This window comes from Bacillus sp. LSHTCR4 (assembly GCF_057197025.1).
On sequence record NZ_JBXUNO010000002.1, the window covers coordinates 569,057 to 591,404 of the forward strand.

Genomic DNA, 22,348 nt, shown 5'->3' on the forward strand with positions numbered 1-22,348 from the left:
TTCATTCACGAATAGATCGCTCTCCTTATAAAAGAAGTTTCTTATTTAGTCCCTTATATCAATGATAGTATACGTGATACAGGGCTATAGAAACCGAAGTGCTCGGTTTCACTTTTACTATTGTATCAGCGCCTTTATGTAATTGACAAGGATTAAGTGATCGCTTATTGATATAACGGGAATTTATAAGACTTTCCAATTTGTATTTTTGTAGCAGAGGTACTTTTGTTTAGTTGTTTAAAGTCATCAATTACCTTTTCAATGGAAGGGATCTTTTTCTTATTAATTTGTTCGGTAATAGAAAGAACTGTCTCACCTGTTTTGACTTCAATTGTTTTATAAGTTACATCTGTTTCTTTTTCTGCTTTGTTCTCTTTATTTTGTTTTGTATTTGTACTTTCTTGTTTTATCGTTTGGGCCGCATTTGTTTTTTTATATGAACTTAACATCGGTAAAGTACCGATTTTTATATCGTAATAAAATATATAACCAAGAACAAGCACGAATAAGAATATACCTAATCTCTTCATATTCTTCACTCCTTTGCTAGGAATATATGCTTGTCCAAAAAAAAAATGCCTATTTAGGCATTTTTTCGTTCTTATTTTTCTTTCGGTTTTGGAACTTCTTTAATTGTTAAGTATAGAACAATTAAAACAACCGCGATATAAATGAATGTTGAACCAGGTACAACGATTTTGAATAAATCCATAATCATAAAGAAGATTGTTGGAATTGTGTAGCTGTAAGCAGTTAACGTCCATACTTGCTTATAGGATAATTTACGTTGACCACTCATAGCAGAACCTATAAACGCAAGTAAAGTAATTCCTAAGAAAGTAATGAACAATTGGAATAGATATACTAATACGCCGATAACAGCTAATAAAATTGGATAGATACTATCGAATACAGAAATGAAATCTTGCAAATCTTTCTTCTCAAGAGATGTCCCTAATAAATCATTGTAGGAGTATGTTTGCGTTTGACCATTTCCTATAGAAACTACTTTATCTTTTAAAATAAATAAACCAGTTTTATTTTGATATTTTTCGATATCTGTTGTATTTGGATCAAATACGAAAAGAGCATCTCCCTCTTCTTTTTGAATAGGTTGTTCAATATCAGCTTTTAGTTCACCGTTTTCGATTTTAAAATCAGGTAAATCTTTTTCAATTGCTTGATTTACCATAGTAACACTTTCTTGGATAAAGCTACCGTAAAAGAATGTTCTTGGAATAGTAGTGATTAGACAAAGTAGCATAATATACAAAATGGTTTTTCCGATTTTTTGAAAACGGAATAGCGCCATATCTTTAGGCGAATATACGCTTTTGACTAATTGGGTAAATATGGACATAGATTCACTTCCTTTATGTATGTATAAAATCATTGTAACGTAGGAATCTAGGGAATCTCAAGATATATTATATTTACATATAGTAGAGATAACTAAATTTCTTTTTATTAATTTTCTTCTTTTAAATGAGAAAAATACAATTGACACTTTTCTTTTCTATATGGTAAATTTATCTTACATTTCTTAAAGAATATATCCGATAGGAATTCCTTTATTTGATGTATTGTTACATACATAATTGTGGACCCTTAGCTCAGCTGGTTAGAGCAGACGGCTCATAACCGTCCGGTCGTAGGTTCGAGTCCTACAGGGTCCATATCCATTTCACATGTTTATTATGTCAGCAGGAAGCTTCCTTGTAGAAGGGAGCTTTTTTTATGAAATATATGAGCATTTTAATTGAAAAGAAGTGGGAATTTTGCTACTTTAATGATAGCAAGACAATGTGATTTATTTGTTTGCACCCTATGGCAATTAGGGTAGAATGAAGTTGTATGTCACTTAAGTGGCAATACATAAACTGGGAGGAATATAACAATGGCAAAACACGAATTACCAAATTTACCTTATGCGTATGATGCTTTAGAGCCTCACTTTGACAAAGAAACAATGAACATCCATCATACAAAACACCATAACACGTACATCACAAACTTAAACGCTGCTTTAGAAGGTCATGCAGAATTAGCTGACAAAAGCGTAGAAGAATTAGTTGCAAACTTAAACGAAGTACCAGAAGCAATCCGTACAGCAGTACGTAACAATGGTGGCGGACATGCTAACCACACATTCTTCTGGACAATCTTATCTCCAAACGGCGGCGGACAACCAGTAGGTGAACTTGCAACTGCAATTGAAGCGAAATTCGGTAGCTTCGATGCGTTCAAAGAAGAATTCGCAAAAGCTGGCGCAACTCGATTCGGTTCTGGTTGGGCTTGGTTAGTAGTAAATAATGGTGAGTTAGAAGTAACAAGCACGCCAAACCAAGATTCTCCTCTAACTGAAGGTAAAACTCCAGTTATCGGTTTAGATGTTTGGGAACATGCTTACTACTTAAATTACCAAAACCGTCGTCCAGACTACATTGGTGCATTCTGGAACGTTGTAGATTGGAACGCTGCTGAAAAACGTTACCAAGAAGCAAAATAATTGTAATAATGATAAAAAAGCTAGGAGAATGCTCCTAGCTTTTTTCTATGCTTTCCTTTTACATAATTGAGCTTGTCTTTGGAAGACTAGAACATGAAGTAAAGGAGAGTTGTGTATGAAGTGGAAACATATAATTGGTGACGTTGAAGTGAATCGGGATTTAGTGTTATTGCTCCTTATCGGAGGTTTATACACGCTCGCAATTTCTTTATCGAATACGTTTGTTAACATTTATTTATGGAAACAAACACAAAATTATGTGAATCTTGGCTTGTATAATTTGGCCAGCGTTGTATTACAGCCTCTCACATTTCTTATAGGTGGGAAATTAGCGAAGCGTATTGATCGCTCAATCTTGTTACGAATAGGCGTAGGCACGTTAGCTATTTTTTTTATCGTTGTTTTAGTAGCGGGGAAAAGCGCTTCTCACTATATTTTATTGATGGGGGCTCTTTTAGGAGTCGGATATGGTTTTTACTGGCTCGCGTTTAACTTATTAACATTTGAGATTACAGAACCAGAAACAAGAGATTTCTTTAACGGGTTTCTTGGACTTCTTACATCCTTCTCTGGCATGATTGGACCGATAGCAGCTGGATACACAATTTCGCGTATGGAAAAATGGAGTGGCTATACGGTCATATTCTTTCTTTCATTAGTGCTATTTGCAATTGCTGTCGTTTTAAGCTTTTTTTTATCTAAGAGAGAATGTGAAGGTCGTTATGAGGTCACGCAAGTTTTGAAAGAACGACGGATTGATAAAAACTGGGGAAGAATTACACGTGCTCATTTTTTCCAAGGATTGAGAGAGGGAACATTTATTTTTGTTATTTCAGTATACGTGTACTTAGCAACCGATAGTGAGCTCGCATTAGGTAAATATAGCTTAGTAAATTCTGCTGTATCATTTGTATGTTACTACTTAGTCGCCCGTATGTTAAAGAAAGAGTGGCGAAAAAAAGCAATTTTACTTGGAGGCATTATTTTATATGCTGTCGTATTTTTAGTTATATTCAATGTTACATACACAAAATTACTTATTTATGCAGCATGCATTGCAATTGCATATCCTATTTTACTCGTTCCGTATGGATCGATGACATATGATGTAATTGGTAGAGCGAAAAATGCGAGAGAGTGGCGTGTAGAGTATGTAGTTGTCCGAGAATTATGGTTAAATGCTGGAAGAATTTGTTCAGTTTTAAGTTTTTTATGTGCTGTATTATTCTTTCCGCCTGAAAAGAGTTTACCTTTCTTACTATGTATTTTAGGTGCTGGACATTTTCTTATTTATTTTGCAGTTAAAAATGTCAAATATGATGAGGGAAACGCGAGGAAAACAAGTGTTGTAGCGCAAGGGACCACGCAGAATCAAACTGAACCAGAAGGTTAACTTCTCGTTTGTTTTATGCTAGAATAGAAAAAGATGTAAGACAGCAGTGAGGACACCTGTATGAAGGTGTCCCTTTCACATTACATAGCTGTTGGTAGAGGGGGTTTGTATGAGTAAGAAACAGAAACAACAAAAGAAAAAGACTCACGTTCCTTTTCGGTTAAACGTGCTGTTTTTCTGCGTGTTTTTAATGTTCTCCGCGGTTATTGTAAGGCTTGGATATGTACAAATTGTTCGCGGTGAGGAATATAAGAATGAAGTGGAGAGGAAAGAAAACTCGACGATTAGTAATCCTGTACCACGTGGGAAAATATTTGACCGTTATGGGCGAGCTGTAGTAGATAATGCAGCTGTTCGTACGATTACATTTACAAAAATGAAAGGATCAACTGCAGAGGCTCGCTTAGAAACAGCGAAAAGATTAGCAGATTTGATTGAAGTACCGACAGATAAATTAACAGATCGCGATAAAAAAGATTATTGGCTTGCTATTCATAAAGAGGAAGCTAAAGGGAAAATTACGAATAAAGATCGTCAAGAGTTTAAAGATAAAAAAATTGATGATAAAGAATTAGATGAACGTCAACGAAATCGCGTGACAGAAGAAGAAGTGAATCAATTATCCGCAAAAGATTTAGAGATACTAGCGATTAAAAGCAAAATGGACGGCGGATATGCGATGACGCCACAAGTCATTAAAAAGGATGCTACAGAACAAGAATACGCGATTATTAGTGAAAATCTAGCAACATTACCGGGTGTAGATACGAATGTTGATTGGGATCGAAAGTATATTTATGATGATTTATTCCGAAGTGTACTTGGCGGGGTGTCAACGTCTGATGAAGGTTTACCGAGAGAAAGACTAGATTACTATCTTGTTCGTGATTATAATCGAAATGAACGAGTAGGAAAAAGTTATCTTGAACAGCAATATGAGGATAGCCTACACGGTACGAAGGCAGAAGTGAAAAATGTTACAGATAAAAACGGTAATATTTTAGAAACGATTAATGTATCAAAAGGACAAAGTGGTAACAATCTGAATTTAACAATCGATATGGAGTTACAAAAGCGTGTAGAAGAAATTATCACCAAAAATTTATTGAAATATAAAGGTGGGCAACCGCTTTTAGATCGTGCATTCGTTGTTATGATGAATCCGAAAAATGGTGAAGTTTTATCTATGGCAGGGAAACAATTAGTGGATGAAAATGGCGAAACGAAAGTACAAGATTTCGCATTAGGAACGATGACAAGTTCTTATCCAATGGGATCGACCGTAAAAGGTGCGACGATACTTACAGGATATCAAACAGGTGCAATTCAACCAGGTTCAGTTCAACTCGATGAACCCATTGTATTAAAAGGACCGCTAAAAAAATCTTCTTGGAAGACGATGGGATATATTAATGACCTTACAGCATTAAAAATGTCTTCTAACGTATATATGTTTAAAACAGCGATGAATATCGCTGGTGTTCCCTATGTGCGAGGCGGTACGTTAGATATACAACAGAAATCATATGATACGATGCGTTACTATTTCGGTCAGTTTGGACTTGGTGTAAAAACTGGAATTGATTTACCGAATGAAACAGCTGGACAAAGAGGTAGAACAGATAAAATGCCAGGTTTCTTATTAGATTTATCAATTGGACAGTATGATACGTATACACCGCTTCAATTAGCGCAGTATGTTTCAACAATTGCAAATGGTGGTTACCGTATGCAACCGCAAGTTGTAAAAGAAATTCGCCAACCGGCAGCGAAACCAGATGAGGTTGGAAAAGTCGTTCATTCAATGGAACCGAAAGTGCTAAATCGTATTGATATGCCTGAATCACAAATTAAACGTGTTCAGGAAGGATTTAGACAAGTATTTAACGATTCTGGTGGTACAGCTACGAAGTACTTTACAGGTGCACCATATAAAGCTGCTGGTAAAACAGGTACAGCTCAAACTGTGTATGGCGGAGATAAAGAGATTGGTAGAAAAGCAAACGGTGAGCGTAAAGAAACATATAACTTAACATTAGTAGGTTATGCCCCACTTGAAGATCCTGAAGTAGCATTTTCTGTTGTTGTACCTTGGGTAGATGATACATCAGGTATTAACGGATATATTAGCCGTGACATTATGGACGCGTACTTTGATTTGAAAAAAATAGAAAATGGCGAAGCTACAAAAGAGGAAATAGATAAGAAAAATAAACAACAAGATGATGAATAAAAAATTATAAAAAAAGCACACTATCTGAAAAGATAGTGTGCTTTTTTTTATGGTTCATGCATACGTTTTAATCAAGTGGACAAGCGTATCATATCGGGAATGTAAGGCACCTTACAAATGATACGTATCATTCACTATGGGGGCAATTTTATGGACCAATCATCAGTGAAGGAACGGTGGCTACGGATTAACATGTTACTTAATGTTGATTCTTGTGGAACTTTACAAAACTTTTACAAACAATTAAAACCGAATTAATAGTTTAGCAGTATTCTTATATCTGTAATCCTGTTATTTCCGGTTACTTCTAGGAGGAAGAACACGTGAAATGGATAAGTGCATCGATTAAAGTTTTCATACTGTCGACATGTTTCTTTTATGTTGGCACGTCTACTGCATTTGCTGTGAATGAAATGGGAGAAGTGAGAGTTGATGGATCCTCAACAGTTTTTCCTATTATAGAAGCAGTAGCGGAGGAATATACAAAGGTGCATCCGAACGTGAAAATTTCCATCAGTGTTTCTGGGACAGGAGGAGGATTTAATCGTTTCAGTAAAGGAGAAGTAGATATAAATAATGCTTCGAGAGTAATGAAACAAGTGGAAGAAAATGAAATGAGGAAAAACTCCATTCAGTTTACACCGTTTGAAGTCGCTTATGATGGTCTTACAATCGTTGTGAATCGTCAAAATACTTGGGTAGACAATATAACGGTAGACGAGTTACGTCTATTATGGAGTGAAGATGAAAGTGAAAAGCGATGGTCACAAATTCATTCATCATGGCCACGTGAACAGGTAAAGTTTTATGCGCCAGGTGTAGACTCTGGTACGTATGATTATTTTCAAAATGTCATCTTACAAAAAAGTCGCATTGTAAAAAAAGTCTCTTTGTCTGAAGATGATCAAGTTATTATGCAAGGGGTAATGAATGATAAAAATGCCATTGCTTTTGTAGGATATGCTTATTATATGGCCAATCGAGATAAGGTGAGAGCAATAAAAGTGAATGGTGTACTTCCGACGAAAGATACCATTCAATCAGGTGAGTATAAGCCATTATCTAGGTCGCTATTTGCTTATGTGAATCATGCGTCTATCCGAAATAAAATGAATGTAGCAAATTATATTGAGTTTATGATTCAGCATGTTGGTAATCTCGCTGAAGAGGTAGGATATGTAAAATTACCAAAAGAAAAATACAATGAACAGCTGCGGATGTTAACAGAAATAAAAAGGTAATGTCAGGGTGGAAAGGGGTTTTCATCTTTGGCTTATAATGACAAAAGTCAAATTACATTTTCTGTACAACATTTGATTGAAAGAAATACAAAACAAAGAAAAAAAACGCAGCGAATCAATCGAATCGTTCCATTATTACTAAAAATAATTGCTAGCGTGTCTATTGTGACGACACTTGGAATTATTTTTACGCTTTCCAATGAAACAATAATATTTTTTCAAAAAATACCATTACACTCCTTTTTGACGGAAAAAGAATGGTTACCTTTTTTTGAAGATCCTAAGTTTGGTATATTACCACTTATATGTGGAACGGTCCTTGTAACAGCGATTGCTATGTGCGTAGCAACTCCTATCGGTTTAGCGTGTGCTGTATTTTTAAGCGAATATGCTTCAAACGGTGCAAGAAAAGTATTAAAACCGATGTTAGAACTATTAGCAGGTATCCCAACAATTGTATATGGGTTTTTTGCATTAACAGTTGTTACACCGCTTTTACAACGGATTATACCTGATTTACAGTTTTTTAATGCGATTAGTCCAGGTATTGTTATTGGCTTTATGATGATACCTACAATTGCCTCTCTCTCTGAAGACGCAATGAGAGCTGTAGCGAAAGGAACGAAAGAAGCTTCGTTAGCACTTGGAGCAACTCGGTTTGAGATGGTGAAACAAGTCGTGTTTCCTTCAGCTTTTACAGGGATTATGGCAGCGATTATATTAGCTGCTTCCAGAGCAATTGGTGAAACGATGATCGTTGTAATTGCAGCGGGTTCCGCGCCGAACGTATCGCTCGATCCGACAAACTCTATTCAAACGTTAACAGCTTATATTGTGCAAGTGAGTTTAGGTGATGCTCCGCATGGAACAATTACTTATTACAGCATGTACGCTGTAGGCGCAACGTTATTCTTATTTACTTTTATAATGAACATCATTTCTCAGTTTATTATGCGCCGTTTTAGGAGGGTGACATAATATGCGAATGTTGAATCATAAAAAAATACAAGAAAATATGGCATCACGTTTTTTAAAAGATCGAGTTTACAAAATGTTATTTTATATAGCTATTTTGTTTTCAATAGTCATACTGCTTATTTTGCTTTTTCAAATTTTTGAAAAAGGTATAAGTTATCTTTCGTTAGAGTTCTTTACAAACTTCGCTTCGCGTAATCCGAAAGAAGTTGGGATTGCTGCGGCATTGTCAGGAACAATATTGTTTATGAGTATTCTTATACCAGTCTCCTTTATATTTGGAGTCGGAACTGCTCTTTATTTAGAACAATATGCGAAGGAATCTATATTTAAAAAGGTAATAGAAATTAATAATCAAACGTTAGCAGGAGTACCTTCCGTTGTATTTGGATTACTCGGCTTAACTATTTTTGTATATGCTCTTCATTTAGGCGAGAGTATCATTGCTGCGGCACTGACGATGAGTTTACTCGTCTTACCTACAGTTGTTGTAGCAAGTCAAGAAGCGATACGATCAGTACCAAGCTCATTATTAGAAGCTTCTTACGGATTAGGTGCTACGAAGTGGCAAACGATGTATCGAATTGTATTGCCATATGCTTTCCCAGGAATTATAACGGGTTGTACGTTAGCGATATCAAGAGCGATTGGAGAAGCGGCACCGTTATTAGTTATTGGGGCACTTGCATTTGCAAATTATGTTCCGTTTAGTATGTTTGATAGATTTACAGTTTTACCAATTCAAATTTTTAATTGGATGAGTAGACCGCAAGAAGAATTTCAGTATGTAGCAGCTGCTGGGATGATTGTTTTGTTAGGTTTATTACTCTTGATCAATATATTTGTCCTATGGTTACGAAATCGAAAATAAGTTGGAAATGGATGAAAGGGGAATTCAAATGGTAGCAACAGTAGTAAATGTACAGGTGAAAAACGAGGAGAAAATTGAGACTGCGCCAAAGAAAGTAGTATTTGATACGAAAAACTTAAATTTATGGTACGGAGAAGACCATGCTTTAAAAGATATTAACTTAAGCATTCATGAGAATGAAGTTACGGCAATTATCGGGCCAAGTGGTTGTGGTAAATCAACGTACTTAAAAACATTAAATCGTATGGTAGAGTTAGTACCAATCGTGCGAACTACAGGCGTAATTGAATATAGAGAGCGCAATATATTTGATAAATCATACCCAGTTGAAGAATTACGAACACATGTAGGAATGGTGTTCCAAAAACCAAATCCATTTCCAAAATCTATTTATGAAAATGTAGCATACGGCCCGAAAATTCATGGTATTAGCGACAAGAAAACATTGGATGAAATTGTTGAAAAAAGTTTACGTGGAGCAGCGATTTGGGATGAGTTAAAAGATCGTTTGCATGATAATGCATACGGTTTATCCGGTGGACAGCAACAGCGTCTATGTATCGCACGTTGTTTAGCGATTGAACCAGACGTTATTTTAATGGATGAGCCAACATCGGCACTAGATCCAATTTCAACATTAAAAGTAGAAGAATTAATTCAAGAGTTAAAGAAAGACTTTAGTATTGTTATCGTAACGCATAACATGCAACAAGCTGCGCGTATTTCAGATAAAACTGCTTTCTTCTTAAGTGGAGAAGTTGTGGAGTATACAGATACAAATAAATTATTTACGACACCTTCAGATAAGCGTACAGAAGATTATATTACGGGCCGATTCGGTTGATGTCGCTAGCAAGGCTAAGAGCAAATACCCTCTTAACAGAGGGTATTTCTTATTTTTACCTCATTTAAATCAGAGAAGTAATACTTCTCCTATCTTAAGGCTTATTATAAGTGGGCTAGGTAGGAAATCTATATATAATGGCACATAATATTGAGGGGGAAGAAATAATGGTAAGAGAACAATTTCAATGTGATTTAAAAACGTTGCAGCAAAAAGTGATTAAGCTTGGCGAACTAGCGAGGGAAGCTTTATTGCTTGCTATGGAAGGTCTTCATAAAAAAGATGTAGAGAAAGCGTTAGAGGTAATAGATGGGGATTATCGTATGGATAATTTAGAAGAGGAAATAAATGATCTTGCACTTATGCTTATTACGAAGCAACAACCTGTAGCAAGTGATTTAAGAAGGATTTTCATTTCAATTAAAACAGCGACAGATTTAGAACGTATTGCAGATCATGCTGTTAATATTGCAAAATCAACAATTCGTCTCGGAGAAAAAGACGTATCTGTTAGTTTGCACAATCTGGATGAGATGTTTGCAATTGCAAATAAGATGTTACAGTTAGCGTTAGATGCATATGAGCAAGAAAATTTAACTTTTGCGAAACAAATTGCCGAAATGGATGATTCTGTTGATGAAATATATGGGAAAGCGATTCGTGAATTTATATCTTCAGTTCCAGAGCAACCAGAAGCAATTACACAAATTACACAATTATCCTTTGTAGCGAGATATATTGAGCGTGTAGCAGACCATATTACAAATATTGCTGAAAATGTTTTTTATTTAGTAAAAGGAAAGCATTACTTATTAAATGAATAAAGAAAAAAGCAGGTGAAATATCACCTGCTTTTTTTAGTCAAAACATGACAAAAAAAGCTCGTTGTTTCCTTTAGTTTATGATGATAAGATGTATCATAATATAATGGGAAAAATAGGACATATATATTGTTCGCTTATTAAGTAATATATTACTAAGTTAATAGTAAGCGCTTTCTTTTGGTATTTGAAAGATACATGTATATAGGAAGTTTTACCGCCTGTAAAAGCCCGAGTGGTCAGGGCTCACAATCAGTGCGAGAGGAACAAACCCCACGCTGATTAAAGTTTCATTTTATACTGCTAGTTAATGTGGGGTAGATAATATACATATCGTATATGAAGTTACTTAACATTATATAAGTGGAGGCTGAAGTATATGAAGGGGGTTATTTTAGCTGGAGGAAAAGGACGACGCCTTAGACCATTAACATGTAATACTCCAAAGCCGATGTTGCCATTATTAGAAAAGCCAGTTTTAGAATACAATATCGAATTATTACGTCAGCATGGTATACGTGAGATTGCAATTACTGTTCAGTATATGAGTACGGCCATCAAGCAATATTTTGGTGACGGTAGCAAATGGGGCGTTAACTTGTACTACTTTGAAGACTCTCCACCGCTTGGAACTGCAGGGAGTATTAAACAAGCGGAAAAATTTTTGGATGAAACGTTTGTTGTCATAAGTGGGGATGCGTTAACTGATTTTCAATTATCAGAAGGAATTACGTTTCATGAACAACAGAAAAGAATGGTAACTATGTTTGTAAAGGAAGTAGAAAATCCACTCTCATTCGGTTTAGTTGTAATGAACAAAGAACAAGAGGTTACACGATATATAGAAAAACCGAGTTGGAATGAAGTAGTCTCTAATATTGTGAATACAGGTATATATATTATGGAACCAGAAATTTTTTCTTACATACCGCCCCGAGAATTTTTTGATTTTAGTCAAGATGTGTTTCCATTATTGGCAAATAAGAACGCATTATTTGCATATTTGTCAGAAGGTTACTGGTTAGATATCGGTACATTTGATCAATATCGACAAGCTCAATTTGATTTGTTAACGAAAAAATTGCAAGTACCTATTCCTTATACCGAAGTATTGCCGATGGTATGGATGGGGGAAGGGGTGACGATTGGAAAAGGAACGAAAATTCACGGTCCTTCTTTTATTGGAGAGGGAGCAAAAATTGGTGCGGGAGCTGTAATTGAGCCGTACTCTATTATTGGGAAAAATAGTATTGTTTCAAGTTATTCTCATCTTCAAAAAAGTATTGTTTTTGCAAATGCGCACATTGGGCAATATTGCGAGTTATTAGAAACAACAATAGGAGAGCATACAATGGTGGAAGATGACGTTACACTGTTTCAAAAAAGCATTGTAGCAGATCATTGTCATATAGGGAAAAGTACGGTAATTAAGCAAAAGGGAAAACTATGGCCATATAAGGCGATTGACAGCTATTCGGTAGTAGGATCGGCTGGTGTTCAAGAAGGTGAAAAGAGTGCAGGATGGTTGCAAAAAAGTCGCATTGTAGGAAGAGGTAACGTTGAGATCAATCCTCAATTTATAGTAAAGGTTGCGATGGCGTACGGATCTCTTTTTGCAAAAGGGGAAAGTATATTAATCGGGAGTCAAGAACATATAGAAACGACTTCTTATAAAAATCTTTTTCTTCATGCGATTCATGGTATTGGGATTCATACGATGGAATGCAAAGAAATGAACGAATCGTTTTTTCAGTATAGCATTCAGGATTTACAATGTGCAGGTGGGGTTTTCATTCAACTAGAAAATGAAAAAGAGGTTGTTATAAAGTTGTATGGTAAGGATGGGGTACAGTTAACGTATAAGCAGCAAAAAGTGATAGAACAAGTATATATGTCTGAGTCGTTTTATTACGTATGTGAGAAAGAAATGGGACGCAATAAGCTAGTCCACGTTTCTTTACATGATTATATAGAGGCTGTATTAGAGCGCATTGATATTGAGAAAATACAAAAACAGAAGTTCCATCTTCTTATTAATAAGAGAAATGATATGTTACAACATTTACTTATGCTCTTTTTGCAAAGGCTCGGATGCACAGTTACATGGATTTATGCAGGTGAACAAAAGGATCATGTGAAAGCTTTGATGAAATCAAGTAAAGCAAATATGGCGCTTATGTTTTCAGAGCAAGGAAATTATTTCGAGTTATATGATAATCATAGTAATATTTACCAAGGAACAGATTTTGAGGAGGTAGATATTCCAGATTTATTACTTGAATCTACAGGAAATATTTACCCAATGTCTTTGAAATTAGGAGAATGTTACCTTCTGTTTTATACGCAGGATGAAAAGAAGTCGTTTCAAGCGAGATGGAAGAGAGATATTTTATATCGAATAGGAAAATTATTCGAGCTAATAGCACTGCAGGGAAAAACATTTCTCAGCATAGTAGAGCAATCACCGCCGCTCTATTTACTTTGTGATGAAGTTGTATGTTCGTGGAATGAAAAAGGAAAAGTAATGAGGAAATTATTAGCTGATATGGAAAGAAAGGAAGAAGGTATATTTGAAGGAGTGCAGTTCAAATATACCGAAAAAGAGTGGTCTTATATCGTTTCTGACACAAAACAACCGAAATTTTTAGTGTATTCGCATGCTAGAAACCCAGTAATAGCAAGGGAAAACATGAAAAATCTTATAGAAAAAATTAGACAATATCAAAAGGTGTAGAATTTTTATTTTAAAAGTGGTATTATAGTATAGTCTGATTTAAGTTATTAGTACTGGAGGGAAATAAGAATGCGTGTGAATATTACTCTAGCATGTACAGAATGCGGAGATCGTAACTATATCTCAAAGAAAAACAAACGTAACAACGCTGAGCGTATCGAGCTTAAAAAGTATTGCAAGCGTGACAAGAAGTCTACGTTACACCGTGAAACAAAGTAAGCAGTAGGAATATTTTCCTACTGTTTCTTTTTTTATTCGATTCCTCTCTTAAAAGTGATACACTATCATCGTAGAGCAAAGTATCACTGTGAGGGGGAAAATGTGTGAGAGAAGAGAAACTACGTTTACGTAAACAAATAATAGAGCACATGAATTCTTTATCAAAAGAACGGTATACAACTTTATCAGAGCAAATTGCATTTTCGTTGTATGGGCAAAAAGAGTGGGCTGAAGCTAAAATAATTGGAATCACTCTCTCAATGGAAAATGAAGTGAATACATATCCTATTATCGAAAAAGCTTGGGAAGAAGGAAAGAAAGTTGTCGTTCCGAAGTGTAATAAAGAAACAAGAACGATGTCCTTTAGGCAAATTAGTAATTTTGATCAATTAGAAACAGTGTACATGAATTTACGTGAGCCAATTCCAGCGCTTACGGAAGAAGTGAATGCAGATGAAATTGACCTTCAAATCGTACCAGGCGTAGCTTATACAGAGCGAGGAGAACGGATTGGATATGGTGGTGGCTATTATGATCGTTATCTCGTTCGTTATAAAGGGAAAACGCTATCATTAGCTTATAGTTTTCAAATGGTAGAACATATTCCAGTAGAGCCGTTTGATAAAAATGTAGAAAAAATTATTACAGAAAAAGGAACAATGGTTAAAAATGGGCTTGTATAGACAAATAAAAATTGACGAGACTTTTTCTTCTTGATTATAATAAAATATGTGAACGTTTTCTTATTATAATTTTTTATAGTAAGTGAGCATAGAGGGTGATGAAATGGTATCTATATATGATATTCAGCAATTGCTAAAGAAATTTGGTACGATTATTTATACGGGTGATCGAATTGCAGATTTACAATTAATGCAAGATGAATTGCGTGAATTAAATCAATCACAGCTAATCGATCCACAAGACTATCAAACAGCTTTATTTTTATTGAAGCAAGAAATTCAAAAAGAGCTAAATAAGAATTAGATAAAGGTAGGTAAGCAACATGGAAGAGAAATGGTTAGTTGGTGTTGACCTTGGTGGTACAACGATTAAATTAGCATTTATTAATGTGTACGGTGAAATTTTACATAAGTGGGAAATTCCTACGAATACAAATGAGCAAGGAAAACATATTACGCTTGATGTAGCGAAAGCTATTGATAAAAAGCTAGAAGAGTTAGGCGAATTAAAAAGTAAGTTAATTGGTATTGGTATGGGAGCTCCTGGCCCTGTACACGTGGCGTCTGGAATGATTTATGAAGCGGTTAATTTAGGGTGGAAAAACTATCCGTTAAAAGATTTATTAGAAGTAGAAACAGGATTACCTGTTGTTATTGATAATGATGCAAACTTAGCAGCGCTTGGGGAAATGTGGAAGGGTGCTGGTGAAGGAGCAAAAGATTTAATTTGTATGACACTTGGCACTGGTGTTGGCGGCGGTGTAATTGCCAATGGTGAGATTGTACACGGCGTAAGTGGCGCTGCAGGTGAGATTGGACACATTACAGTAGTTACAGAGAATGCTTTCCCGTGTAATTGCGGGAAGTCTGGTTGTCTAGAAACTGTAGCATCTGCAACAGGTATTGTGCGTGTTGCTATGCAAAAAATACAAGAGACTGATAAAGAAAGCATTCTACGTTCTATGTTAGCGGAAGAAGGGCGTATTACATCAAAAGACGTATTTGAAGCACATGGACAAGGTGATGAACTAGCAGGCGAAGTAGTAGAAAAGGTAGCTTCTTATTTAGGATTAGCTGTAGCGAACCTTTCGAGCACGTTGAACCCAGAGAAAATCGTTATTGGTGGAGGCGTTTCTAAAGCTGGAGATGCACTATTAGAACCAATTCAACGTTATTTCGAGCAATATGCTTTCTCACGTGCTGTAAAGAGCACGAAGTTAGCTATTGCAACACTTGGTAATGATGCAGGTGTTATCGGAGGAGCTTGGCTTGTAAAAAAGCACAAATACGAAGCGAAGATGATATAAGTTGTGAACAATGAAAAGAGGAAGGGGAAACCCTTCCTCTTTTTGTGCGATATCTTGATGAAGAATAACATGTAAATGACTTAAGCTGCTGGTGGGTACCCGTTATATAGAACAGTCATGATTGTAAACCATCCGAAAACGAGTACAGTTGCAATTGCGAAGCCGCCCGCGAAAAAATTCTTTTCGCGAAGTGTTCTAAGCGTAGCAAATACAGCTAACAGAGTGACAAGTGTAAAAATAATAACAAGGCCCATACAATATCCTCCTCTGTCTACCCATTCCTTAATATGAGTTTTTGGAATATTTACTCTTTTATATTGTACATGTTTTAAAAATGATTGTCGAGATAGCATCCTTTCTTTTCCTAAGAGAAAAAAATGTTGTATCATTGAAAGTAAGTTTAATAATTGGAGGAGATTTTCATATGAAATGGATACAAATGCCGTTAGGCCCATTACAAACGAATGCTTATATTTTAACGAATGATCAAAATGAGTGTATTATCTTTGATCCTGGTCATGAAGGAGAGAAGCTGGTTACATATTTACAAGAAGAACAATTAAAGCCATTGGCTGTTTTATTAACACATGCTCACTTTGATCATATTGGCGCTGTTGATGCGGTAAGAGACGCTTTTCATATTCCTGTGTACGTACATAAAGAAGAAGAAGATTGGTTAGGCGATGCAACTGTAAATGGTTCTCAAATTTTTATGATGAATCGCAGCATTACAGCAAAACCAGCAGATCATATTATTGATGCAGAAGGTACATTAGCAATTGGTTCATTTAACTTTGAAGTATTTGAGACACCAGGACATTCTCCCGGCAGTATTTCTTATTACTGTAAAGAGGCGAATGCTGTATTTTCTGGAGATGTATTGTTCCAAATGAGCATCGGAAGAACAGATTTACCTGGTGGAAGTTTTGCTGAATTGATTGGAAGTATTGAAGAAAAATTATTTGTATTACCTGATGAAACAGCAGTGTTATGTGGACATGGTCCAGAAACAAGCATTGGTTTTGAAAAAGAAAATAATCCATTTTTACAGTAAGGAGTCATTATGGGGATGGAACTCATTTTAAAAGAATGGATGGGGAAAGAAAAGGATTATTCAATTTCGTATAGTACGTATATGAACCTTGTATTGTATGCAGAGGGGCATGGCTACTATATGAAAGAACGTGAAAAAATTGGAAGACAAGGGGATTTTTTTACAAGTAGCAACGTATCCTCTGTTTTTGCAAAAACATTTGCTAAATTTTTTATTCGTCTTGTTGAAAATGGTGAAGTTGCTCCGAATATTTGTGAAATTGGTGGAGGAACAGGAAGGTTTGCTTATGATGTTTTACAAGAATGGAAGCAATTATCACCGGAAACCTTTATTGATTTAAACTATTCAATGATTGAAATGAGCCCTTTTCATAGAAAATTACAGCAGGAAAATCTTTGTTCGTTTTCTAATGTGTCATATTATAGATCGCATAATGAAATGGGAGAATCGTTTGAAGGGATTCTTTTTTCGAATGAGTTATTTGATGCATTTCCTGTTGAAGTAATTGAGAAGAGAAATGGAATATTGTATGAAGTACGAGTTACGTACACAGAGGAAGGGAAACTTGTAGAAGTATGTAGGCCGTTACATAAAACAATTGGTCGATACTTATTGAAATATAATATTCATCTTGCTGAAGGCCAGCGGTTTGAAGTGCCGATTGCGATGGAAGAATATATAAAAGAAATTGCGGAATGGTTTCAACGAGGTGTATGTATTACAGTTGATTATGGATATACAAAAGAAGAATGGATGCATCCTGCACATCAAGAAGGAAGTTTACGAGGATATTACGAGCATAAGTTAATTCGTAATCCTTTAGCACATCCAGGTGAAATGGATCTTACTACTCATATTCATTGGGACGAAATGAAAGAGATGTTTAGCCTGCAAGGTATGAATACCGTATGGCATAAGAAACAATCTGAGTTTTTGTTAGCAGCAGGAATACTAGAACAGCTTACGAATCATCAAGATAGGAATCCTTTTTCTGAAACTCAAAAACAAAATCGTGCAGTTCGTTCTATGATTTTGAGCGGCGGATTAGGGAGTGCATTTGATGTTGTTATACATACGAAACATATGCAACAGCTACACTTGGGGCGGTATTTAAAAATATAAAAAAACAAGACACAGAATATTTCTGTGTCTTGTTTTTTAATACGACTTATGTAGCATCATATATTTCCTCTCATGATATATATTTATATTAAAGATATGAGATAAAAAATATAAAATACGTCCTTTTTCTCTGTTTATGAGTCCCTAACCCAATAATACGCGAACGAGTTGAATAATTGTCTCGTTTTCTACTTTGTAATAAATTTCCAATCCTTTTCTTTCACTTGAAACGATTTTAGCACTTTTTAACTTTGCTAAATGCTGTGAAATTGTAGATTGTGGCATGTTTAAGCCAGTGTACATTGTAGAAACGTTGCTTGGACCACGTTCAATTAATCCTTTTACAATACATAAGCGAACAGGGTGAGCAAGTACTTTCAATAATTCTGCATTGCTTTCATATAGTTCTATTTCTTTTTGAAAGGTTTCTAACATGTTCTTTTCCACCTCCGTGTGAGCTATTATACCATACTATACATACCAAAAAATTAAAGAAAAGAAAACAGTTGTTGCAGAAAAAAAGTCCTAAAGTAAAGAAATTGTAAGAAAAGAGACCCTGATGTAAATAAAGTAGATGATTTAGCACGGTTTTGTAAAATGACATTTTTGGGTGAAAATTTCGATGCGTTTTAAAAATTGAAAGATATAGATATATTTGTAACACAATTTTATCATGATTTTCTTATTCTTTCAAATGAATATACAAAATTTTTAAAATAATATGACAAAGGAATTATAATGTTATATATAGAATATAAAACAGGTTAAAAGAAAAGAAGCTGAATGTAATCAGCTTCTTTATGGTGAAAATGAAATGTTTGAATATAGCTGATAAATCTTAGAATTACCAAGACATTAGTTATGTATTCTAGATTTCATCTTTCATCAATTTTAAAAATCTGTGGTTCCATATATTTTCATAAAAATTAATTGTCTCTTTTGCGGACATAAATGGATTATTTAACGTAGACGTTGCTTTCTGTACCATGAAGTTTTCGTACCCTAGTCCATGGGCAAATTTAATCGTAGCATCCATACAGTACTCTGTTTGGGCACCACAAAATTCAATACGGTGTACAGATAATTGAGCTAAAATCTCTTTTAAGTTTGTTTTATAAAATGAATTGGCATGTGTTTTTCTTACAAAAAAATCTTGTTCTTGAACATCTAAATCAGCATGAATAGCCCAAAGTTCTTTTTCGGGTACTAAATCATCATCACAATGTTGAACGAACAGAATTGGTTTATTTGATTTTCTGTATGAAGAAATTCTTTTATTTACTTTTGTAAGTAAGTTTTGTAAGTCAAATAAATGTTCTTCGCTATAACATACTCCATTTTGTAGATCGATAACGATTAAAATATCTGCACAAGTATCCATTATTTTTGCCCCTTTTTTACTTCTTAATATATCAATTAATTCATTACTTGGAAATGGATGTACTCTTTCTTTTTTTATGAACTATACGAAAAGTAAAAAGTATAATCGAAAACATAAAAAGAAGATATGAAAATTTAATTTCATATCTTCTTTTCGCTCTATGCATTTACAGGTTCTTCTACATAAGAAAGGGCGTTTTCAAAATCGGATATTAAATCGTCAACATTTTCAAGGCCGACGGATAACCGAAGTAATGAATTAGAAATCCCTCTTTCATCACGAGCTTCTTGTGACAGCGCTGCATGTGACATTTTAGCCGGATAGGAAAGAATTGATTCAACAGCTCCTAAACTAACCGCAAAGACAGGTAATTTTACTTTTGATAAAAATTGGCGGAGTGCGTCTTCTGATTGTAAAGTGAAAGATAGGACGGCTCCTGCTGATGTAGCTTGAGATTGTTGAATGCCAAATCCAAGATGTGCTTGTAATCCGGGATAATAGACATTTTGAACTTTAGCGTGCTCTTGTAAATAGTGTGCAATTTTATTGGCGTTAGTAGCTGAATGCTCAAGACGTACATGCAATGTTTTTAGACCTCGAAGTACGAGAGAACAATCTTGCGGGCCTAGAATAGCGCCGAATGCATTTTGTAAAAAGCCAAGTTTTTGAGCGAGTTCGGCATCTTTTACAACCGCTAATCCGGCAGTAACATCACTATGACCGGCAATGAATTTTGTGGCACTATGAAGAACGACATCAGCGCCAAGGTCAAGTGGTTTCTGGAATAGTGGTGTCAAAAATGTATTATCAACAAAAGTAAGGGCGTCAATAGATTTGGCAAGTGTAGAAACAGCACGAATATCTGTTACTTTTAAAAGTGGATTAGAAGGTGTTTCTACATAAAAGAGTTTTGTATTTGGCTTAATGTTTTGCTTTATTTCTTCTAAATTGGTCATATCAACAAATGTATGTGAAACACCGTAACGGGAGAGAACTTCAGTTATTATTCGGTAAGTGCCTCCGTATACGTCTTCTGAAATGAGTACGTGATCACCTTGTGAAAGAAGGAGGAATGCAGTAGAAATCGCTGCAATTCCTGATGCGAAGGCAAATCCTTTTGTTCCGCCTTCTAATAAAGCAATGATGTCTTCAAGGGCTTCACGAGTTGGATTGCCTGACCTGCTATAGTCATATTTCCCGAATGTATCTACATCGAATTGGTGGAATGTTGATGTATTATAGATGGGAACGTTAACAGCTCCTGTTTGTGAGTCATGTTTATATTGGTTATGCAGTAAGAGTGTATCTATAGAATAACTCATATTCTTACACCTTCTTTTACAAGTTTAATGGCTTGCTGTAAGTCTTGAATTAAATCGTTACTATTTTCAATGCCAACGGAAAATCGAAGAAGACGATTACATACACCGTTTGCTGTTCTGATGTCTTCAGGAATATCAGCATGTGTTTGTGTTGCTGGATATGTCATTAAACTTTCAACACCACCGAGACTTTCAGCAAATGTAATTAAGGATAAAGATTGTAAGAATGGATTAATCCATGTTTCATTTTGCAGACGAAATGAGATCATGCCGCCTCTTCCAGGATAAAATACATCTGTCACCCCGTCTTCATCATTTAAATAAGCGACAACTGCTTTTGCATTTTCTTCGTGTTGTCTCATACGAAGCGCTAACGTTTTCATACCGCGAATTAACAACCATGAGTCAAATGGGCTTAAAACCGCGCCTGATGCATTATGGTAATGAGCAATTTCCTCACAAAGTTCCTTTCCTTTTGCAACAACAAGTCCGCTTAGTACATCGTTATGTCCCCCTAAATATTTTGTTGCACTATGAAGTACAATGTCGGCACCTTCTGTTAATGGCTGCTGTATATAAGGCGTGTAGAATGTGTTGTCTACAATAAGAAGTAGTCCGTGTCTTTTCGCTACAGTTGCGACAGCCGCAATATCAGTAACTTGCATTAATGGATTAGTTGGAGTTTCTATGAAGATAGCCTTCGTTTCAGTTGTGATAGCTTGCTCAATTTGTTTAATAGATTGTGTATTTACGTATCTACATCGAACATTCCACTTTTTTTCGTGCTCAGAAAATAATCGATAAGTGCCCCCGTATAGGTCTTCGGATACAATAAGTTCATCTCCGGAACGGAATAGGGAAAGGACGAGGAGAACGGCTGCCATTCCTGAACTACAGGCATAGCCTTGTTCGCCATATTCTAAGTCTGCGATTGCCTGTTCTAATAGGCCACGAGTTGGGTTGCCAGTTCGTGAATAGTCAAAACCAGTAGATTGACCAATCCCTTCGTGACGATAAGCGGTTGAGAAATAAACAGGTGGATTAACAGTTCCTGTTGTAGTTTCGCTACGATTTCCGATTTGTGCTAGTTTTGTTTCGATAGTTGACATGTAAAAATTCCTCCTTTTTAAATGAACAATTAAGTGAATATAAAATAAAAAAAGCCTTCTAAGAAGAAGGCTTTCGGTTTGAATAGAGTCTTCTTCTCATCTGTCAAATCGTTCACAATTTGCTGGAATTAGCACCTTATTAACAAATGTTAATGGTTGCTGAGGCGTCATAGGGCCAGTCCCTCTACCTCTCTAGATAAGAATGTTCGTATGAAATTTTATTATGGTTTTAACTTTACAACAAAAGATAATTGAATTGCAACTTTATTTTAAATAATTTTTATTTTTCCGCAACTGTCATTGACTTTTGTATTTGTGCGTGCTAAATTTATTAAAAAATTAACAAACATTGTTAAAAGGGGAACGCATTTCCTTTTAGCTACATAAATAAAATAATAAAGACAAACTCTTATTGAGAGCGGTGGAGGGAAAGGCCCTGTGAAACCCGGCAACCTTCAAACGAAATGTTTGAAACGGTGCTAATACCTGCAAAACGAATGTTTTGCATAATAAGAGGAGGATCGATTATG

General features: G+C 35.4%; 22 protein-coding genes, 1 tRNA gene and 2 riboswitches. Of the genes, 16 read left to right on the forward strand and 7 right to left on the reverse strand.

Annotation, left to right across the window (positions count from 1 at the left end; all coding sequences use genetic code 11):
* Nucleotides 1-164: 164 nt before the first annotated feature.
* Nucleotides 165-530: a hypothetical protein gene (locus AC2CGR_RS16635; protein WP_000825409.1), complete on the reverse strand. Its 366-nt coding sequence runs from the start codon at nt 528-530 to the stop codon at nt 165-167.
* Between the two features lie 71 nt (nt 531-601).
* Nucleotides 602-1,360: a DUF1189 domain-containing protein gene (locus tag AC2CGR_RS16640; RefSeq protein ID WP_002194538.1), complete on the reverse strand. Its 759-nt coding sequence runs from the start codon at nt 1,358-1,360 to the stop codon at nt 602-604.
* A 242-nt stretch (nt 1,361-1,602) separates the two neighbouring features.
* On the opposite strand from AC2CGR_RS16640, the gene AC2CGR_RS16645 reads away from it, so the two are divergent.
* The 14 genes from AC2CGR_RS16645 to glcK all read left to right on the forward strand — a co-directional run bounded on the left by AC2CGR_RS16645 (nt 1,603) and on the right by glcK (nt 15,830).
* A tRNA-Ile gene (locus AC2CGR_RS16645) sits at nt 1,603-1,676 on the forward strand.
* A 221-nt stretch (nt 1,677-1,897) separates the two neighbouring features.
* A complete protein-coding gene (sodA, locus tag AC2CGR_RS16650; RefSeq protein WP_001052031.1) occupies nt 1,898-2,509 on the forward strand; it encodes a superoxide dismutase [Mn] in 612 nt (203 codons plus the stop codon).
* 115 nt (nt 2,510-2,624) lie between these two features.
* Nucleotides 2,625-3,902, forward strand: a complete 1,278-nt coding sequence (locus AC2CGR_RS16655) for an MFS transporter (RefSeq protein WP_087965967.1) — start codon at nt 2,625-2,627, stop codon at nt 3,900-3,902.
* 109 nt (nt 3,903-4,011) lie between these two features.
* Nucleotides 4,012-6,135, forward strand: a complete 2,124-nt coding sequence (locus AC2CGR_RS16660) for a peptidoglycan D,D-transpeptidase FtsI family protein (protein WP_131100741.1) — start codon at nt 4,012-4,014, stop codon at nt 6,133-6,135.
* Between the two features lie 323 nt (nt 6,136-6,458).
* The gene (gene phoX, locus AC2CGR_RS16665; RefSeq protein WP_071716035.1) at nt 6,459-7,376 is read left to right on the forward strand and encodes a phosphate ABC transporter substrate-binding protein PhoX; all 918 of its coding nucleotides are present in this window, start codon (nt 6,459-6,461) and stop codon (nt 7,374-7,376) included.
* A gap of 27 nt (nt 7,377-7,403) precedes the next feature.
* Nucleotides 7,404-8,354: a phosphate ABC transporter permease subunit PstC gene (gene pstC / locus AC2CGR_RS16670; protein WP_484481006.1), complete on the forward strand. Its 951-nt coding sequence runs from the start codon at nt 7,404-7,406 to the stop codon at nt 8,352-8,354.
* Between the two features lies 1 nt (nt 8,355).
* Complete coding sequence (gene pstA, locus AC2CGR_RS16675; protein ID WP_087965974.1) at nt 8,356-9,222, forward strand: phosphate ABC transporter permease PstA; 867 nt, start codon at nt 8,356-8,358, stop codon at nt 9,220-9,222.
* 28 nt (nt 9,223-9,250) lie between these two features.
* A complete protein-coding gene (pstB, locus tag AC2CGR_RS16680) occupies nt 9,251-10,066 on the forward strand; it encodes a phosphate ABC transporter ATP-binding protein (RefSeq protein WP_000226683.1) in 816 nt (271 codons plus the stop codon).
* A gap of 167 nt (nt 10,067-10,233) precedes the next feature.
* Nucleotides 10,234-10,890 carry a phosphate signaling complex protein PhoU gene (phoU, locus tag AC2CGR_RS16685; protein ID WP_087965976.1) on the forward strand — a complete coding sequence of 219 codons (657 nt, stop codon included), beginning with the start codon at nt 10,234-10,236 and terminating at the stop codon, nt 10,888-10,890.
* 376 nt (nt 10,891-11,266) lie between these two features.
* Entirely contained in the window at nt 11,267-13,621 is a 2,355-nt protein-coding gene (locus AC2CGR_RS16690; protein WP_029439933.1) for a sugar phosphate nucleotidyltransferase, read from the forward strand.
* Nucleotides 13,622-13,690: 69 nt separating this feature from the next.
* On the forward strand, nt 13,691-13,840 hold the full coding sequence (rpmG, locus tag AC2CGR_RS16695) for a 50S ribosomal protein L33 (RefSeq protein WP_001265616.1): 150 nt from the start codon (nt 13,691-13,693) through the stop codon (nt 13,838-13,840).
* Between the two features lie 104 nt (nt 13,841-13,944).
* Nucleotides 13,945-14,523, forward strand: coding sequence for a 5-formyltetrahydrofolate cyclo-ligase (locus AC2CGR_RS16700; RefSeq protein ID WP_484481007.1), 579 nt, complete (start codon nt 13,945-13,947; stop codon nt 14,521-14,523).
* A 103-nt stretch (nt 14,524-14,626) separates the two neighbouring features.
* The gene (locus tag AC2CGR_RS16705) at nt 14,627-14,827 is read left to right on the forward strand and encodes a YqgQ family protein (RefSeq protein ID WP_000253699.1); all 201 of its coding nucleotides are present in this window, start codon (nt 14,627-14,629) and stop codon (nt 14,825-14,827) included.
* A 19-nt stretch (nt 14,828-14,846) separates the two neighbouring features.
* Nucleotides 14,847-15,830, forward strand: a complete 984-nt coding sequence (gene glcK / locus AC2CGR_RS16710) for a glucokinase (RefSeq protein WP_000391706.1) — start codon at nt 14,847-14,849, stop codon at nt 15,828-15,830.
* An 80-nt stretch (nt 15,831-15,910) separates the two neighbouring features.
* On the opposite strand, the gene AC2CGR_RS16715 is transcribed toward glcK, so the two are convergent.
* A complete protein-coding gene (locus AC2CGR_RS16715) occupies nt 15,911-16,084 on the reverse strand; it encodes a DUF2759 domain-containing protein (protein WP_000524850.1) in 174 nt (57 codons plus the stop codon).
* 170 nt (nt 16,085-16,254) lie between these two features.
* Between AC2CGR_RS16715 and AC2CGR_RS16720 the strand changes: the two genes are divergently transcribed.
* Nucleotides 16,255-16,884, forward strand: a complete 630-nt coding sequence (locus AC2CGR_RS16720; RefSeq protein ID WP_087965980.1) for an MBL fold metallo-hydrolase — start codon at nt 16,255-16,257, stop codon at nt 16,882-16,884.
* Nucleotides 16,885-16,893: 9 nt separating this feature from the next.
* Nucleotides 16,894-18,006 (forward strand): class I SAM-dependent methyltransferase, encoded by a 1,113-nt coding sequence (locus AC2CGR_RS16725; protein ID WP_087965982.1) that lies wholly within the window; start codon nt 16,894-16,896, stop codon nt 18,004-18,006.
* Between the two features lie 144 nt (nt 18,007-18,150).
* On the opposite strand, the gene AC2CGR_RS16730 is transcribed toward AC2CGR_RS16725, so the two are convergent.
* The 4 genes from AC2CGR_RS16730 to metI all read right to left on the reverse strand — a co-directional run bounded on the left by AC2CGR_RS16730 (nt 18,151) and on the right by metI (nt 21,818).
* Entirely contained in the window at nt 18,151-18,441 is a 291-nt protein-coding gene (locus tag AC2CGR_RS16730; protein ID WP_000894375.1) for an ArsR/SmtB family transcription factor, read from the reverse strand.
* A 433-nt stretch (nt 18,442-18,874) separates the two neighbouring features.
* Nucleotides 18,875-19,387 (reverse strand): cysteine hydrolase family protein, encoded by a 513-nt coding sequence (locus AC2CGR_RS16735; protein WP_042515900.1) that lies wholly within the window; start codon nt 19,385-19,387, stop codon nt 18,875-18,877.
* A 158-nt stretch (nt 19,388-19,545) separates the two neighbouring features.
* Nucleotides 19,546-20,709 carry a cystathionine beta-lyase gene (metC, locus tag AC2CGR_RS16740; RefSeq protein WP_484481008.1) on the reverse strand — a complete coding sequence of 388 codons (1,164 nt, stop codon included), beginning with the start codon at nt 20,707-20,709 and terminating at the stop codon, nt 19,546-19,548.
* Nucleotides 20,706-21,818 carry a cystathionine gamma-synthase/O-acetylhomoserine thiolyase gene (metI, locus tag AC2CGR_RS16745; protein WP_484481009.1) on the reverse strand — a complete coding sequence of 371 codons (1,113 nt, stop codon included), beginning with the start codon at nt 21,816-21,818 and terminating at the stop codon, nt 20,706-20,708. Before metI ends, metC begins: the two co-directional genes overlap by 4 nt.
* A gap of 93 nt (nt 21,819-21,911) precedes the next feature.
* Nucleotides 21,912-22,021, reverse strand: a riboswitch (SAM riboswitch).
* Nucleotides 22,022-22,224: 203 nt separating this feature from the next.
* A riboswitch (SAM riboswitch) is annotated at nt 22,225-22,334 on the forward strand.
* The last annotated feature ends 14 nt before the right edge of the window (nt 22,335-22,348 follow it).

Bases quoted from the DNA above. Each gene is read 5' to 3' on its own strand.
- AC2CGR_RS16635 (WP_000825409.1), bottom strand. From the start codon at position 530: ATGAAGAGATTAGGTATATTCTTATTCGTGCTTGTTCTTGGTTATATA.
- AC2CGR_RS16640 (WP_002194538.1), bottom strand. From the start codon at position 1,360: ATGTCCATATTTACCCAATTAGTCAAAAGCGTATATTCGCCTAAAGAT.
- sodA (WP_001052031.1), top strand. From the start codon at position 1,898: ATGGCAAAACACGAATTACCAAATTTACCTTATGCGTATGATGCTTTA.
- AC2CGR_RS16655 (WP_087965967.1), top strand. From the start codon at position 2,625: ATGAAGTGGAAACATATAATTGGTGACGTTGAAGTGAATCGGGATTTA.
- AC2CGR_RS16660 (WP_131100741.1), top strand. From the start codon at position 4,012: ATGAGTAAGAAACAGAAACAACAAAAGAAAAAGACTCACGTTCCTTTT.
- pstA (WP_087965974.1), top strand. From the start codon at position 8,356: ATGCGAATGTTGAATCATAAAAAAATACAAGAAAATATGGCATCACGT.
- pstB (WP_000226683.1), top strand. From the start codon at position 9,251: ATGGTAGCAACAGTAGTAAATGTACAGGTGAAAAACGAGGAGAAAATT.
- phoU (WP_087965976.1), top strand. From the start codon at position 10,234: ATGGTAAGAGAACAATTTCAATGTGATTTAAAAACGTTGCAGCAAAAA.
- AC2CGR_RS16690 (WP_029439933.1), top strand. From the start codon at position 11,267: ATGAAGGGGGTTATTTTAGCTGGAGGAAAAGGACGACGCCTTAGACCA.
- rpmG (WP_001265616.1), top strand. From the start codon at position 13,691: ATGCGTGTGAATATTACTCTAGCATGTACAGAATGCGGAGATCGTAAC.
- AC2CGR_RS16705 (WP_000253699.1), top strand. From the start codon at position 14,627: ATGGTATCTATATATGATATTCAGCAATTGCTAAAGAAATTTGGTACG.
- glcK (WP_000391706.1), top strand. From the start codon at position 14,847: ATGGAAGAGAAATGGTTAGTTGGTGTTGACCTTGGTGGTACAACGATT.
- AC2CGR_RS16715 (WP_000524850.1), bottom strand. From the start codon at position 16,084: ATGGGCCTTGTTATTATTTTTACACTTGTCACTCTGTTAGCTGTATTT.
- AC2CGR_RS16720 (WP_087965980.1), top strand. From the start codon at position 16,255: ATGAAATGGATACAAATGCCGTTAGGCCCATTACAAACGAATGCTTAT.
- AC2CGR_RS16725 (WP_087965982.1), top strand. From the start codon at position 16,894: ATGGGGATGGAACTCATTTTAAAAGAATGGATGGGGAAAGAAAAGGAT.
- AC2CGR_RS16730 (WP_000894375.1), bottom strand. From the start codon at position 18,441: ATGTTAGAAACCTTTCAAAAAGAAATAGAACTATATGAAAGCAATGCA.
- AC2CGR_RS16735 (WP_042515900.1), bottom strand. From the start codon at position 19,387: ATGGATACTTGTGCAGATATTTTAATCGTTATCGATCTACAAAATGGA.
- metC (WP_484481008.1), bottom strand. From the start codon at position 20,709: ATGAGTTATTCTATAGATACACTCTTACTGCATAACCAATATAAACAT.
- metI (WP_484481009.1), bottom strand. From the start codon at position 21,818: ATGTCAACTATCGAAACAAAACTAGCACAAATCGGAAATCGTAGCGAA.